Source organism: Serratia sp. CY71090, assembly GCF_052166845.1.
In the GTDB taxonomy this organism is placed as follows: domain Bacteria; phylum Pseudomonadota; class Gammaproteobacteria; order Enterobacterales; family Enterobacteriaceae; genus Serratia; species Serratia nematodiphila.
In genome coordinates this window covers 201908-216748 of the sequence record NZ_JBJNOA010000008.1, presented here as the reverse complement: position 1 = coordinate 216748, position 14841 = coordinate 201908, and the positions used below count along the sequence as shown (strand labels likewise).

The following is a 14841-nucleotide window of genomic DNA, read 5'->3' as shown; positions in this document are numbered from 1 at the left end:
CAGTTCATACAGTATTTGAGGCGCGATATGCTGGCAAGCACAGTCATCAACACACTCAGGATTTGCCATGACCATCGAGATTTACCCGGCGCAAAAAAGCGACGCCAAACTGATTCTGGATATGATTATCGAGCTGGCGGTGTACGAAAAGGCGCGCGAGCAGGTGCTGGCCAGCGTGGAAGATATCGAACGCAGCCTGTTTGGGCCTGGCGCCTGTTCCGAAGCGCTGATTTGTACGGTGAACGGCGAGCCGGCGGGTTATGCGGTGTTCTTTATGAGTTACTCAACCTGGCTGGGTAAAAACGGCATCTATCTGGAAGACCTGTACGTGGCGCCGAAGCATCGCGGCGCGGGCGCCGGTAAAAAGTTGCTGCGGCACATCGCTCAGTTGGCGTGCGAGCGGCAGTGCGGCCGCCTGGAGTGGAGCGTGCTGGACTGGAACCAGCCGGCCATCGATTTTTACCTCAGCATCGGCGCGCAGCCGCAGGGCGAGTGGGTGCGCTATCGCATGGAGGGCGATGCGCTGACGCACTTCGCGGCGCACGGGGAGGCGCTGCCGGCGCAATAGCCGTTGGGGGGAGGCGGCCTCCCCAACTGTGGTGGTGTGAACGGTTTACTGCGGGTGAATCAGATCAGAATCAGGCGGGTTTGCGGGCGGCGAGAATAAAGATCATCGGGCGTTCCTGCTCTTCGTCCAGCGCCGGGGTAGCGGCGATTTGCTGCGCGCTGGGGCCCCATTCGTTCAAATGCTGGATGATAAATCCTTGCTGCGCCAGCGGGTTGATATAGCTGCCGAGCGTGCGGTGCTGCTTGATGACGCCTTCCGCCAGCCAGTTGGAGACGCGCTGGCCTTCCCGCTGGTAGCCGTTGACCGGCCAGGATTTTTGCCCGTTGCCGTCGGTCAGCCAGCCCTGCTGCGCCGGGGCGGTGTAGATCGGGTGCTCGGCGGTGAAGATGAACTGCCCACCGGGTTTCAGCGCGGCGTAAACCGTGGCGAACAGCGCGGCCAGATCCTCGAGGTAGTGCAGCGTCAGCGAGCTGTAGACCAGATCGTAACTTTCCGGCGGCAGCTGCAGCTGCGCCAAATCTTGCCGGCGGTACTCGATGCCCGCGTCGGCGGTCATCTCCCGCGCCTTGGCCAGCATCTTTTCCGAGACGTCCAGCCCCAGCACGCTGGCTGCGCCCTGTTCGCGCGCGCTGCGGCAAAACCAGCCGTAGCCGCAGCCGAGATCGACCACGCTTTTTCCCTGCAAGTCCGGCAGGATGCGGCGGATGGCGGGCCATTCCGGCGCGCCGTCCAGGCCGTGCTGCGAGCGGCTGAGCTGCGCGTAGCCGTCGAAGAAGGCCTGATTGTCATAGATGTTTTGCGTCATGATGACTCCTTGGGATGAATGACGGCGGCGGAATGCCGCTGCCATACTCTGCATATTGCTGCATAATTCTACGCTGACAACATGAATAACGGGAATGACGATGGACATGATTTCGGTGCGGCAAGCGCCCGAGCTGGCGCAGCGCGCCATTGCATATTTTCAGCGGCACTGGGCCACGGCAGAGACGCTGATGATGTATGAAGACGCTATCAACCGCAGCCTCGGCGCCGCCAACCCGCTGCCGCAGTGGTACCTGCTGATGGAAAATGACCAGATCCTCGGCTGTGCGGGGCTGATTACCAACGACTTTATCAGCCGCGGTGAGCTGTATCCCTGGCTGTGTGCGCTCTACGTAGAGGAAACGCAGCGCGGCCGGGGCTGCGGCGCCAAGCTGATTGAGCATGTGGCGGCGGAAACTCGCCGGTTGGGCTTCCCGCAGCTGCACCTGTGCACCGATCTGGAGGGTTACTACGAGCGCAGCGGTTTCGTTTATAACGGGCTCGGCTATCACCCCTGGGGCGAGGCCTCGCGGGTCTATTCGCGGGTGCTGTAAACAGATCCGCTGTTTACCAAGATTCAGCTTATTATCTGCAACGGAAAAAACGGCACGCGGAGAAGCGAGCCGTTTTTTCTTTGAATCTGAATTGGGAGCGTCTGACTGACGGTATATTATTCGCTATTGTATTGAAACTAATGAAAAGATTCATCTTGGTTATTTCATTTGAGTTTAATGCTTTGTTTATGTCATTAACTGACATCTGTGCTGGGTAATTATGCATAATTATCATGGGTGTTTGTCTGCTGTATTGTTGTTTTTTTTCTGCTCTCATGTCTTTTTATCTATTTTTACCTATTTTTTTTACCTTATGTTCTGAATTGTTGATGGTGTATAGGTTTATATTTTAATCCCCGCTCTGGGACGCTAGATTAGCGCTTACTGTATCGGTGGCGAAAACGACGCGACTGAGCTGTACCTCGAAAAATAAATTGATGACTCTCTAATGAGAGAATGTTTTTTTCGCCTCCGCATTGGAATGAATAAGTATTTATTTCGTCAATGGTTTGTGTGATTAAAAGGGTATGGACTAATGGGAACGGAAACCACACTGTGATGAAAAAGAGACTGTTGCAAAATAAATTATGGCCAATAAGCGTATTTAGCCTGTTGATGTTTTTTCCCGGTCAACTTATTGCCGCGCCTGTTGCTGAGTTGAAAGTGTCCGGGAAAATAAAGCATTCAGGATGCACCGTTATTGCCGGTAACGATGGCGTTTATGATTTTGGCACCGTGCGGGAAGGCCCCCGGGGGAAGGTACAGAGATTGCCGGCCTTGAAACAAACCTGGCAGGTGCGCTGTGAGGGCGATGCTTACCTGGCGCTCATTCCGATGGATAACCGCTCTGCCAGCCGCAACGGGTCGGACCTGAGTCGTTTCGGGCTGGGGAATGCGTCCGATGGGAACTCCATTGGGTATTTTATGTTGGGCCTGTCTCGCTCTACGGTGAACAGTGTTCCGGCAGCTTTGCGCGCACATAATGCGGCCGGGACTTCACCAGGTAGCGAAGTGGCGTTGATTTCCGGTGAGCGTACCGATTGGTTGCTGGCGGATTCGACGCGAGCCTTTGGTCGTACTTATACCATGGATATTTCGGTGACGCCGGTTCTGGCTGCCGACATTCCCACTGCCGATAAAGTGGAGCTGGACGGTTCGGTAACGTTGAATTTTGTTTTTGGGCTCTGAATAAAGCAATAAATGCGCAGTGTCAAATTCATACCTGGTTTTTACGCCTGTGCGGGTGAAGACAACGAATTTGATTGAGCAAGAGGGGATTTATCCTCGTTTAACATCCTGCCATCTTTTTTGAACAGGATAATATTAACTATGAGTATGGATATTCATGATGAAAAAAACAGTAATCTCTGCAAGCATCGCCGCAGTCTTGATGATGGCGAATCAGGTTTCTGCGGCATCTATGTCACCAGAGCTGAAGGTCAAAGGGCAAATGGCGGTACCGTCTTGTCAGGTATCCATTGTTAACGATGGCGTTTTCGATCTTGGCAAGCTGTCCAATGCGTTGGTGAGCTCCACAACAGCCACCGCGCTGGCTAAATCGCAAAAACAGTTGGTCGTTGACTGTGAAGCCGAAACCTTTCTGAATTTCACCGTGGTCGATAACCGCGAAGGCACTGCCAGCGTAACGGGCAGCGCCAACTTTGGCCTGGGTGGTGTCAATGGCTCCGGCAAACTCGGTTATTATAAAGTCAATGCCCTTAATGCCGCAGTTAACGGCGTTTCTTCAGCACTGTACAGCGTTCAGAAAGGCGCCACGACATTCTCTACCGTCAGTTCGGCCTATGTCGATAAAAACAACGTCACGGGTTGGGCAAAGTCGGGTAATGTTCAAAACAGCGGAAGACTCTTCTCCGTAATGCTGGAGGTTGAACCTTATTTGGCTTCTTCTAAAGACATGAACGGTCCTATTACCGATAGCGTAAAACTGGATGGATCTTCCACCCTTAATTTTGCGTACGGCATCTGAGTGCCTGAAAAAGTTATTTGGATTGTAGCGATATAAGGATGTCGACTAATGAATAAAATTGCGTTGCGCATGATGGTAGCTGCCACGCTGCTTGTTACCGGGGGGAGTTTGGCCGCCGGCCCGAGCGCGGAAATTAAAGTAGTGGGTGAACTGATAGCGCCGACCTGTGAGGTCAAACTCCCTAACGAGGGCATTTTCGATTATGGCAGCATCAGCCATACGAGAATCAGCAAGGACAAGCCGGTTAGCCTGGGAGTTAAAGGCGGCAGTACCATGGAGGTGAAATGCGATGCTGAAACACCGATGACTTTTAACGTTATCGACAACCGTCTGGGCAGCGCCAGTGAGACAGGAAAAACCTTTGGCCTCGGTAACGTCAATACTACCGGTAAGCTGGGGTTCTATTCGATTCAGGCCTATTTCCCTCAGATTGATGGGGTGACTGGCAGATTGTTCGTTACTTCAGACACGTCGATCACTTCACCTCAAACCGTGGTTAATCTTGAGCACGGTAAGCGTGTGGGTTGGGCCTCAGCTTCAGGCAATACGTTAGCTATCGGTAAAAACTTCACCGCTCAGCTGTTGGTTGAAGCCTTCCTGGCCAAAAGCGGCGATATGCACGGCGGGGTGAGTGAAGACGTTAGTCTGGATGGGTCTACCACGCTGGAGTTCGGCTTCGGGCTGTAATACCGGATAGATAGCGCAGGGGGAGCTCTCTCCCCCTTTTTCTGAATCTATCACTCCCTGAATTAACCCAGAGAAGATGACGTGTCTATCAGGCAAAGCGCATCGGCACTGCTGTTTCTGTTGGTCTGGCCGATGACGAAAACTGCTGCCTCCGGATTCGATGTCAAAACCCTGGCGCAACTGGGGTATAACGCGGACATCGCTGCCTTTTTCAATACCGCTCGGTTTTTGCCGGGCGTACACCGGGTGATGCTGGAGGTCAACGCGGCGCAGCGCTACCAGGAGGAGGTGCGCTTCGACTCTGAAGGTGAGTTATGCCTGGATGAACGGCTAGCACAGACGCTGCGTTTACGGGTTGCGTCGCCTCCAGGCCGCTGCGAACGTCTTGAGACGTATTGGCCGCAGGCGGTGGTGAGGGTATTTCCCGGCGCCTTTCGGGTGGAAATAACCCTGCCGGAGGTGGCGTTCGACCCGGATAAATTGCGTACCGAGCAGTCAGGTGGCCATGCGCTGCTGCTGAACTACGATCTTTACGCCAACCGCCGCCAGGGGCGCTACGGCAATCAGCAGACGCTGCAGGCGATGCTGGAGCCGGGCATCAACCTCAGCAACTGGGTACTGCGCAACCGTTCGAGCTACAGCAACGACGAGAACGGTAGCCGGCTCGAGGTGTACGAAACCTCGGCGAGCAAAGATTTTCCTGGCTGGGGTGCGTTTGTGCAGCTCGGCGAATTCAGTGCCGGCGGCGTACTAAGTGGTAACGTGCCGCTGAGCGGTGGGCAACTGGCGTCCGTGGATATCGGAGGACACAACGCTGCACTGACAGTGCCGCTGCAGGGCAGCGTTGTGAACCCGGCGACGTTAGAGGTCAAACAGCACGGGCAACTGATATTCCGCACCCTGCTACCAGCCGGGCCGTTTTCGCTGAGCGAGTTGGGGCCGGTGATGGCCGGGGTGGAGGCAGAGGTCACCGTTATCGAAACCGACGGGCGGCGGCAACGCTTTACGGTCACGCCCGATACAGGCGACCCAGCGGATCGCTCGGGCGGCTATCGTTTGGCGGCAGGGCGTTATCAGCCCTACGGGGGCGACCATTATGGGGCATCGCCGCCAGCGTTGCTGCTGGGGGAGAAGGCGTTCCGTCTCGGCCAGGGGCAGATAACGGTGGGCGGTTTGTTGGCTCATACCTATAAACGACTGGGCTGGCAGGGCAGTTTGGGAGACGACGGCGGCAACTGGTTATCGGGCAGTGCTATTTTCACCCGTGGCCGGCAGCCTGGCGCGCAGCTGGAGACCCAAGGGCAGGTGGCTATGGGGCGGAGTCTGGCGCTGTCTCTGTCGTCACAGTACCGCACGGAAGGCTTCCGGGAGGCGGACGAAGGGCTGCTAAACCCGTCCTCAGTAGAGGCAGAGACGGCACGGTTGCGCTACAGCGGCGGGCTGGCACTTTCCTGGCGGGCCCTGAACGCCGGCGTGCTGGCTTACTCACTGTCGCATGAACGCTATTACCGCGGCAGCCGGCGCAGCTGGACGCATGCACTGGCATATGGTGCGAGCCTGGGCCGGGCGACGTTAAGCGTTAACCTACAGTCTTCCGCTTATGATCGTGCTGCGGTCTATGCCGGGTTGAGTCTGCCTTGGGGGGGGGGCAGCGTTAGCAGCCGGTTGCAGGCGCGGCGTAACAAGCAAATGACGCTGGGCGGCAGTTGGCAGGGGCCGTTGAGCGAACGGCTCAATGGCTATCTGGACGTGACGCGGGACGCGGACGGTGACTATCAGAGCGCCGGCAACCTGAACGGCGAGACGCCCTATACCCGGCTTGGGTTGGGCGCCTCGCGCAGCGGGCAAGGTAGCACATCGCTGTCGCTGTCGTCGTCGGGAGGGCTGGGGGTGGCCAACGGCACCTGGGTGACGTCGCCGCAGCGCATCGGCGACACCTTCGCGGTGATGAAGGTGCCAGGACAGTCCGGTGTGAAAATATCGGGCAGCGGCAATGGCGTCACGGATTTCGCCGGTGACGCGCTGCTGCCGGTGCTGATGCCCTACATGCCGCTGCGTGCTCAGGTCGATACGTTGTCGCTACCGCTGAACCTACGGCTGGACAGCACGGATGCGGCGCTTGAGCTGGCGCGCGGCACCGTGGCGGAGAGGCGCTTTCGGGTGACCGAAGTGCGCCAGCTGCTGCTGACTTTGCGTGATGAAAGCGGCGCTCCGCTGCCGACCGGGGCGTCGGTGTACGATGAACAGGGCCAATTGTTGGGCACGCTGATAGGCGAAGGCAACCTGATGCTGGTGAACGACGATATCGGCAAGGCGCTGCGGGTGCGGCGTCTGAACATGAACGAATGCGTGGTGAGTTACGCGGTGCCGGCGGCGTTCGACCCGTCGGTGTTGTACGAAGAGGGCGATGGCGTCTGCCGTGCGGTGGGCGGCTCGTCCGATAATGGATGAGAAGAGAGGAGCAATCATGACGATAAAACGGAGACTGGCGCAACTGCTGGGCGGGCTGTGGTTGACGCTGGGGCTGGCGCATTCCGCCGGGGCGTCGTTTCAGCTGGAGAGCATGGGCATCGTGCTGGAGGAGAACCCGGGGCGGGTGAGCTTCAGCATCAGGAACAGCTCGTCGGAGCCGATATTGCTGGCGACGAAGGTGGAGGATTTGGATGGCAAAGGGTTCAGCAAGGCGGTGCTGCTGTCGCCGCCGATAGCGCGCATCGAGGCGGGGCAGAGCCAGCAGGTGAACTTTGTGCTGAAGCCGGGTACGGCGCTGCCGCACGAGGTGATGCTGAAGGCGTCGTTCGAGGGGATAGGGCAGGCGGTGGACAACAGCGCGCGGATGCCGGTACGGCAGAGCATCGGGCTGATTCTGCAGCCGAAAGCGGTGGCGGTGAGCAAGACGCCGTGGGACGACCTACGGTTGAGCGCAGGAGCCGGTCGGCTGACGCTCACCAACGGCGGGTTGCACGTGGTGCGGCTGGCGCCGCAGCTGACGTTGCAGCCGTCGGGCAAGGTGGTGACGCTGGAGAACTACTACCTGATGGCGGGCGAGACACAGACGCTGGCGGTGGAAGGGCAGCCGACGTCGGTTGTCATCACGCCGCTGAGCCGCTATGGCTTCAAGCAGGATGCGGTGACGCTGACGGTGAAGTGATTTGGATGAAAATCAGACGCCTTGCATAAGCAAGAGATGTAGTTAGGCATGGTGAATGCCGCGAGAAATGAAACGTTTTTTCGTTCACCCCGGAGGTAGAGCGGGTTACACTGGCCGCTTGTTCGCCACCGACCGGGTTAATTCGCCGCCGCGATGAGAGTGCCACGCCAGCTACCGCAACGCTTTACCGCCTGCATCGCCATTATGGCGGTGCTGTTGCTGTTTGTTGCGCCGGTGGTGTCGAAATCGCTGATGCACCATCAGATGATGGGCGGCATGGCGCAGCCGGCAGCCGCCATGCCGCATGACATGCATGGGATGGCGATGCCCGCCGCCGAGCATGCCGGCCACCATGGCATGGATCCGGCGGAGATGATTTTCTGCGGCTATTGTGAGCTGCTGATCCACGTGCCGCTGCTGTTGTGGGTATTCGTCCCGCTGCTGTGGCTGATGGCGCGTATTGCGCGCCTGCCTTGCGCGCCACGCATCGTCCCCCCGCCCATTCGGCGCCTTGCTCTGCGGCCAAGCCCGCGCGGGCCGCCCGGCCAGCCGTTTTTCCTTATTGCTTGATCATGGGTAACGCCGTCCGTATCGCTGCGGACGGTTTGCCTGCGTGCACAGTTTGAAAAACGAGAAAGGCCATGTCTTCAATAACCAAAACTCCACCTGCCGCATCGCCGCGAGGCGCGATGCTGAACCTGATCAGACGGCTGCATTTTTATATCGGCCTGCTGGTTGCCCCTTTTATTCTGGTCGCCGCACTGACCGGCACGCTGTATGTGCTAACCCCGCAGCTTGAAGAGGCGCTGTATCGCGATGCGCTTTTCACCGAACCGCACGGACAGGCGAGATCGCTGGCCGACCAAATCGCCGCCGCCCGCCGTGTGGCGGGTGCCGAGACGCGCATTTACGCCGTGCGCCCGGCGCCCGGCGCGACGGATACCACGCGCGTACAGTTCGTGGGAGCCGATCTGGGCGCTTCCGAGTCGCGCGCGCTGTTTGTCGATCCTTACACGCTGGCGATCAAGGGCGACATGACGGTGTACGGCACCTCCGGCGTACTGCCGCTGCGCACCTGGCTGGATAAGCTGCACAGCAGCCTGCTGCTCGGCGATATGGGCCGCAATTACAGTGAGCTGGCGGCATCCTGGCTGTGGGTGGCCGCGCTGGGCGGCGTGGCGCTGTGGCTGGCGACGCGGCCGAAGCGCAAGCTGAAAAGGGTGAAAGGGGGCTTCGCCGCTAACCGCCATTGGCATATCACGCTGGGCGTAGCGCTGCTGGCCGGGCTGCTGTTCTTCTCGGTTACCGGGTTGACCTGGTCGCAGTGGGCCGGCGGCAACATCGACGCGCTGCGGGCCAACCTGGGCTGGCTGACGCCGCAGGTCAACGCCAGCCTGCAGGCCGATGCGCCGCAGACGCCGGCCGATCCGCACGCCGAGCACCGCGGGATGATGCCGGGCATGAAGATGAACCCTGCCGCACAGGCCAATGCGCTGAACGGCGATTGGGATCGGGCGCTGCACGCCGCGCGCGCCGCCGGGATCGATGCCGCCAAGATAGAGCTGCGCCAGCCGAAGGGCGAGGGCAAAGCCTGGACGGTGACCGAAGTGGATCGCAGTTGGCCAACGCAGGTGGACGCGGTCGCCATCGCGCCGCAAAGCTTCGCCGTCGTCGACCAGGTGCGGTTCGGCACCTTCCCGCTCATCGCCAAGCTGACCCGCTGGGGCATCGACGCCCACATGGGCATTCTGTTCGGCTTGCCGAATCAGCTGCTGCTGGCGGCGTTCGGCCTAGGGCTGTGCCTGACGATCGTGCTGGGTTACCGCATGTGGTGGATGCGCCGCCCGGCGGCGGGTGCGCAGCATCCGGTGCATACGCTGGTCACCGCCTGGCTGGCGCTTTCCGTGCCGTCGCGCGCCGTCACGCTGCTGGTGGCAGCGGCGCTGGGTTATTGCCTGCCGGTAATGGGCGTGAGCCTCGCGGCGTTGCTGCTGGTGGACGTGTGGCGCTGGCGCGGCCAGCGGCAAGGCCTTCGGGACGAAACGCCGGAAGCGGCCGCCCGCCGCGCCGAGGTGCGCAAGTTCCGCGCGGCGGTGGCGACGGTGGCGGTAGCGGTCGGTTGCGTGATGGGCCGGGCGATCCTCGGCGGTACCGTCGAGCAATTTCAGCTGCCGATCGGCGCCTGGAGCGCCCAGATGGTGATCATGCAGAGCCTGATGGTGCTGCTGTATACGCTGGTGTTCACCCTGCTGCTTTCCATTCCGCTGTGGTATTTCTTCCTGGGGGAAAAAGAGGGGCGGTGAGGTATTTTGCGCCGATGTGAGGCGTTCAACCCCGCTGTGGCGGGGTTTTTCTTGGTTACATCAGCCGGTGCGCGTGCAGTTTGACGCTTTCCATGATGCTGTCCATCGTCACCTGCACGCGGTGCGGCAACACGCCTCGCCGGCGGTAGATCAGGTAGGCCTGCATATCGATGCCGCGCTCGCGCGCCAGGCAAGGCTGCAGTGTGCCGGCATCCAGCTCGGCGGCCACGGAATAATACGGGGCGTAGACGATGCCCAGGCCCTGTTTGGCCAGCTCGATCGCCGGCAGAATGTTATCGCAGACGCTGGCGCCGTTGATCTCGACCTGCACCAACTCCCCCTGCGCATTGTAGCCGCTCCAGGTATTGCGGATGCCGCCCAGCATGCGCAAGGTAATGCAGCGATGCTGCGACAGTTCATCCAGCTCCTTCAGCGGCGTGCGGGCGATGTAATCCGGCGCGGCGAACAGCCCAACGCGAAAACGGGTAAAGGGCCTAGCGATCAGGCTTTCGTTTTGCGGCTGGAAAAAGCTGATCAGCAAATCGCAGTCGCTGTCGAATACTGCGCCATATTTTTTCTCACGTTCGTCGGGGTTGCGGGTCACCAGATCGACAGTCAGCGCCGGCGCAGCGTGCAGCAGTGGCGGCAGCAAATAGCTGGCCAGGAAAGCGTGGATGCCTATCGGCGCGCCGAGCGTGACCACGCCGCTCATACTGCGCTTATAGGTGCCGGCCATATCGAGCAGATCGCTATGCTCGTTCAGCAACTGCGAGGCGCGGCGCAAGAATTGTTCGCCGAACTCGGTCAGTGACAACGTGCGCGGGCCGCGCAAGAACAGCTCCAGACCCAGCCGCCGCTCCAGCGCGGTGAGGGCGCGCGACACGTTGGACTGCGGCATATCCAGCAGCTGCGCCGCTTTGCTGACGCTCGCCGTTTCGGCAATGACGCTTACAATCCTGAGCTCTTCAATACGGAAGTCTTTCTCTTTCACTGGCTGGCTCGTATGAGTATGTATATCAAAAATGATATACATCTTTGGCGGCATTGTCATATGACTTATCACGGGCGGGTAGGTATCATTCGATTTGATTATTTGCTATCCACAAAAATAAAGAGAAATCCGTCAATGAAAGTAACAAGAACGGTGATTTTACCTGCGCTGTTATTATTGGCCGCGTGCTCGTCCGCCGTGACCGAAAAAGAAAAATATTCGACCTTTCTGACCAATTATAACGATATTAACAAAGGCCAATCCGCGTCCGGTAAAGACGTTTTATATTGGAAAGATCAGAGCGTCGATTTTTCCCGTTATCAATATCTGGTGTATCAACCGATGATCTATTTCCCGCGGCCGAAACCGAGCGAAATGGTCAGCCAACGCGCGCTCGACAATATCCTGAATTACACCAACCAGCAGTTTAAACAGGCGATGGGCACCCACTTTACGCTGGTGGACATGCCGCGCGAGCATACGCTGATCTTCCGCGGCGCCATCACGGCGATCGACACGCAGAAGAAAGGGCTGCAGGTCTATGAAGTCTTGCCAATCACGCTGCTGATCGCCGCCACGCAAAGCGTAACCGGGCACCGCACCATGGAGAGTGCGGTTTATATGGAAGGCGAGTTTATCGATGCCGCGACCAACCAGCCAGTGATTAAAGTGGTGCGTAAGGCTTCGGGAAAAAATCTTAATAATGAGAAAGCACAGCTGAAAGTCACCGACGTGAAGAACGCCATCGATACCATCGCCAACGACATCAGACAATATAACACGCTATAGAGATTATTTATTTCCATTATTCTCAACCAGGACTTTACATGTTTCTTAACTATTTTGCGTTAGGCGTACTGATTGCGGTATTCCTGATATTATTCTACGGCGTCATTATTATTCATGACATTCCTTATTTGCTGGCGAAAAAGCGCCGGCACCCGCATCAGGATGCGATTCACGTTGCCGGTTGGGTCAGCCTGTTTACGCTACACGCCATTTGGCCGCTGCTGTGGATCTGGGCAACGCTCTATCGGCCGGAACGCGGCTGGGGCATGAGTGAAAGGGCGGAACCCTCAACGGATCTGCAGGCGCGCATCGCGCTGCTCGAAACGGAATTACAACGCCTGCAGGAAAAGCCGACGGCGGTTCCCGGCCCCACGGTAAGTTGAGCGTAGCCTATGGATTTGCTCATTATTCTCAGCTACGTGGCGCTGAGCTACGGCGTATTTAAACTGTTCCGCATTCCGGTCAACAAATGGACCGTGCCGACCGCCGTACTCGGCGGGATCGTTATCGTCGGCGCGCTGATTCTGACGATGAACTACAACCATCCGTACAGCGATCGGGCGCAGAAAATTGCCGTGTCGGTGCCGATGGTGCCGCAGGTCTCGGGCATGATCGTTGAAGTGACGCAGAAAACCAACGTGCTTCTGCGCAAAGGCGAGGTGCTGTTCCGGCTCGACGACAGCCGCTACCGCGCGCGGCTCACCAGACTGGAGGCTGACTTGGCCGGAGCAGAGGCAGAGATCAGGACGCGACGGGCGGCGCTCAGCGAGTCCGCCGCCAACGTGCAGCGGGCGAACGCGGAATACGAGCGTGCCCGTAAGGATTACCAGCGCTACGCGAAAGGGGCGGCCATGCCGGTCAACCCATTCTCGGAGCAGGACGTCAGCCATGCGCAGCAGCAGTACCAGGCGCAATCCGCCGCACTGCAGGCGGCGAAAGCCCAGTTCCAACAGGAACAGGCTCGGTTGTCCGGACGCTATGACGGCGAAGACGCCACGATAGCCAGCCTGAAATCGCAAATAGCCGAAGCGCGTTACAACCTGGAACAAACGGTGGTGCGTGCGCCGAGCGATGGCTATGTCACGCAGGTGCTGGCGCGGCCGGGCACGGCGGCGGTTCGCTTGCCGTTCAAACCGGTGATGATCTTTATCCCGCAGCAAAAGCGCCAGGTGGTGGCGGTATTCCGCCAGAACGCCATCCTGCGCTTGGCGCAGGGGGATCAGGCTGAAGTGGTGTTCAACGGCTTGCCGGGACAGGTTTATGGCGGCACCGTGAGCCGGGTGCTACCGGCGATACCGGACGGCAGCTACCAGGCCAGTGGCGCACTGCAGGGCCTGAGTGCCACGCCGGGCCGGGAAGGGGTGTACGTAATGATCGATCTGGCAGCCAACCCGGATCTGGATCATCTGCCCGACGGCGTGAGCGCCCAGGCGGCGGTCTATACCGGGCACTTCGAGCACGTCTCCGTGATGCGCAAAGTGCTGCTGCGCATGACCAGCTGGCTGCATTACCTCTATCTGGATCACTAGCCCGCATTGGCCCGGAACAGCCCGGGCCAATGGGCGAGCCTTCGGAATACGACAAAAACAAAAAAGCCCGCAACCGAAGTTGTGGGCTTTTTCGCTATTATCGCCGGGTCTATCTGGTTCACTGGCGACGTATTTGGTGGAGCTGGCGGGAGTTGAACCCGCGTCCGAAATTTCTACATACCATCTCTACTATAATGAAAACATGTATTTGCATTTAAAAACAGTTTCTTAGTGTTTTCCGGTGTTTATCAGTTTTTAACTCTCTGCCGCCAAATTGTCGCCATTGAATCTAGGTCAGCGCGTCGATTTTGTCGTAATCGAAAATGCTATCGATGCATACTTCAAGTTTATAAAAATCTGTCAAGGGGTACAGTTTCACAAGGTCCTCATCGAAGTCTGTAATTCCAAACCGTTTCTCTCGAAATTTTAAGTGCTCCATTGCTTCAATTTGCTCTTCCGTTTTATCACCGAAATTCTGGTAATCTAATGTTTTAAGTACTTGCCAAGAAATCGGAGGTGTAAAATCAAACAAAGAAGAAAGGCGGGGGCTAAAATCATTTTCTTCAGTTTGCTTATAAGTAGCTTTGGGCGGAAACACAACGTTTATCGATCTTAATGAATCTTTGCTTTTTTTCATTCTAGTTGAGAAATAGGATATTCCTACAATAGGGGATTGGATACGCTGGCTTATCCATTGCATTAGTAAGTTTGGGATTATGTATTCTTGCATGAAGTGTGAATTGTCATGTTTTTTAATGAAACTACAGGCGATTATTAACGGCCAAAGTGTGAGATAGGAAGCCTTTCTTTGAACGAGAGATATTGCTGATTCATCATCTTTATAAATATTATTTAGTAGGCTCGGAGCAAAATTTAGGATTCTGGAGTTTGAATCCTCTGTTGTGAAAGCCGAAATATATAATTTATCAAAATCCGGTTTCTTCATTTCTTGCCAGCAAACGTACAAAGATGTTCCTAAGTAGAGGCATGGTAGTCCCGCAACTGAATATCGCTGAGCACTAACTAAATGGCGCTTTGAAAATGGGATATGAAAAATATCAGTTCTTGTTGATAGTGGAGTATCTGATTTTCTCACGCGATACAACGGTTGTTTGTCGTTGCAAATAGACTTTAATGGAACTGTAACATATAGAATGTGCTTGTTGATTCTATCTGGCTCAAGCATTGATTCAAAACATTCATAAGCAGCTTTAATATCACCGGATAAAAATTTTTGAAGACATGTTTCTATACCGTCTTTTAACTCATGAACTCTATTTAAAAGTAATTCTATTTTGAGTTTTGTTTTGTTACTGCTTGAGTACTCTTTAATTAGTTGTATGAATTTATTGCATCGCTCATTGAAGTCTGAAACAATATCTTTTTTTAATTCAAATGGAGGGTTTAAAGATTCGTCAGAGAATAACTTCTCTAATAACTCTGTTAATGATTTGCTGGCTAATTTTATTTCGGTCATT

15 protein-coding genes are annotated in these 14841 nt (G+C 56.7%); 12 read left to right on the top strand and 3 right to left on the bottom strand.

Annotated elements, in window-relative coordinates:
* Positions 1 to 67: 67 nt before the first annotated feature.
* Positions 68 to 568, top strand: coding sequence for a GNAT family N-acetyltransferase (locus ACJ8OK_RS16550; RefSeq protein WP_442530704.1), 501 nt, complete (start codon positions 68 to 70; stop codon positions 566 to 568).
* 70 nt (positions 569 to 638) lie between these two features.
* On the opposite strand, the gene ACJ8OK_RS16545 is transcribed toward ACJ8OK_RS16550, so the two are convergent.
* Positions 639 to 1373 carry a class I SAM-dependent methyltransferase gene (locus tag ACJ8OK_RS16545; protein WP_004928990.1) on the bottom strand — a complete coding sequence of 245 codons (735 nt, stop codon included), beginning with the start codon at positions 1371 to 1373 and terminating at the stop codon, positions 639 to 641.
* 100 nt (positions 1374 to 1473) lie between these two features.
* Here ACJ8OK_RS16545 and ACJ8OK_RS16540 point away from each other — a divergent pair, with 100 nt between their 5' ends.
* The 8 genes from ACJ8OK_RS16540 (at position 1474) to ACJ8OK_RS16505 (ending at position 10054) form a co-directional block, all read left to right on the top strand.
* The gene (locus tag ACJ8OK_RS16540) at positions 1474 to 1926 is read left to right on the top strand and encodes a GNAT family N-acetyltransferase (protein ID WP_442530703.1); all 453 of its coding nucleotides are present in this window, start codon (positions 1474 to 1476) and stop codon (positions 1924 to 1926) included.
* A 558-nt stretch (positions 1927 to 2484) separates the two neighbouring features.
* A complete protein-coding gene (locus tag ACJ8OK_RS16535) occupies positions 2485 to 3114 on the top strand; it encodes a hypothetical protein (RefSeq protein ID WP_374930106.1) in 630 nt (209 codons plus the stop codon).
* Positions 3115 to 3271: 157 nt separating this feature from the next.
* Positions 3272 to 3913 (top strand): DUF1120 domain-containing protein, encoded by a 642-nt coding sequence (locus tag ACJ8OK_RS16530; RefSeq protein ID WP_021504966.1) that lies wholly within the window; start codon positions 3272 to 3274, stop codon positions 3911 to 3913.
* Positions 3914 to 3961: 48 nt separating this feature from the next.
* The gene (locus ACJ8OK_RS16525) at positions 3962 to 4600 is read left to right on the top strand and encodes a DUF1120 domain-containing protein (RefSeq protein ID WP_021504965.1); all 639 of its coding nucleotides are present in this window, start codon (positions 3962 to 3964) and stop codon (positions 4598 to 4600) included.
* An 81-nt stretch (positions 4601 to 4681) separates the two neighbouring features.
* Complete coding sequence (locus tag ACJ8OK_RS16520; RefSeq protein ID WP_442530701.1) at positions 4682 to 7051, top strand: fimbria/pilus outer membrane usher protein; 2370 nt, start codon at positions 4682 to 4684, stop codon at positions 7049 to 7051.
* Positions 7052 to 7067: 16 nt separating this feature from the next.
* The gene (locus ACJ8OK_RS16515) at positions 7068 to 7751 is read left to right on the top strand and encodes a fimbria/pilus chaperone family protein (RefSeq protein ID WP_021504963.1); all 684 of its coding nucleotides are present in this window, start codon (positions 7068 to 7070) and stop codon (positions 7749 to 7751) included.
* Positions 7752 to 7904: 153 nt separating this feature from the next.
* Positions 7905 to 8321 carry a DUF2946 domain-containing protein gene (locus ACJ8OK_RS16510; RefSeq protein WP_217904338.1) on the top strand — a complete coding sequence of 139 codons (417 nt, stop codon included), beginning with the start codon at positions 7905 to 7907 and terminating at the stop codon, positions 8319 to 8321.
* 119 nt (positions 8322 to 8440) lie between these two features.
* Positions 8441 to 10054 (top strand): DUF2534 family protein, encoded by a 1614-nt coding sequence (locus ACJ8OK_RS16505; RefSeq protein ID WP_442530700.1) that lies wholly within the window; start codon positions 8441 to 8443, stop codon positions 10052 to 10054.
* Positions 10055 to 10109: 55 nt separating this feature from the next.
* On the opposite strand, the gene ACJ8OK_RS16500 is transcribed toward ACJ8OK_RS16505, so the two are convergent.
* Positions 10110 to 11045 carry a LysR family transcriptional regulator gene (locus ACJ8OK_RS16500; RefSeq protein WP_261238709.1) on the bottom strand — a complete coding sequence of 312 codons (936 nt, stop codon included), beginning with the start codon at positions 11043 to 11045 and terminating at the stop codon, positions 10110 to 10112.
* Between the two features lie 135 nt (positions 11046 to 11180).
* On the opposite strand from ACJ8OK_RS16500, the gene ACJ8OK_RS16495 reads away from it, so the two are divergent.
* Genes ACJ8OK_RS16495 through ACJ8OK_RS16485 form a run of 3 tightly spaced genes read left to right on the top strand, consistent with a single transcriptional unit; the run spans position 11181 to position 13363 of the window.
* The gene (locus ACJ8OK_RS16495; RefSeq protein WP_033632296.1) at positions 11181 to 11834 is read left to right on the top strand and encodes a DUF3313 domain-containing protein; all 654 of its coding nucleotides are present in this window, start codon (positions 11181 to 11183) and stop codon (positions 11832 to 11834) included.
* 38 nt (positions 11835 to 11872) lie between these two features.
* Complete coding sequence (locus tag ACJ8OK_RS16490) at positions 11873 to 12217, top strand: DUF3302 domain-containing protein (RefSeq protein ID WP_049242249.1); 345 nt, start codon at positions 11873 to 11875, stop codon at positions 12215 to 12217.
* Between the two features lie 9 nt (positions 12218 to 12226).
* On the top strand, positions 12227 to 13363 hold the full coding sequence (locus ACJ8OK_RS16485; RefSeq protein WP_442530699.1) for an HlyD family secretion protein: 1137 nt from the start codon (positions 12227 to 12229) through the stop codon (positions 13361 to 13363).
* 289 nt (positions 13364 to 13652) lie between these two features.
* Here the strand turns inward: ACJ8OK_RS16485 and ACJ8OK_RS16480 are convergent, their stop codons facing one another.
* A complete protein-coding gene (locus ACJ8OK_RS16480) occupies positions 13653 to 14840 on the bottom strand; it encodes a hypothetical protein (protein ID WP_442530698.1) in 1188 nt (395 codons plus the stop codon).
* Position 14841 lies beyond the last annotated feature (1 nt).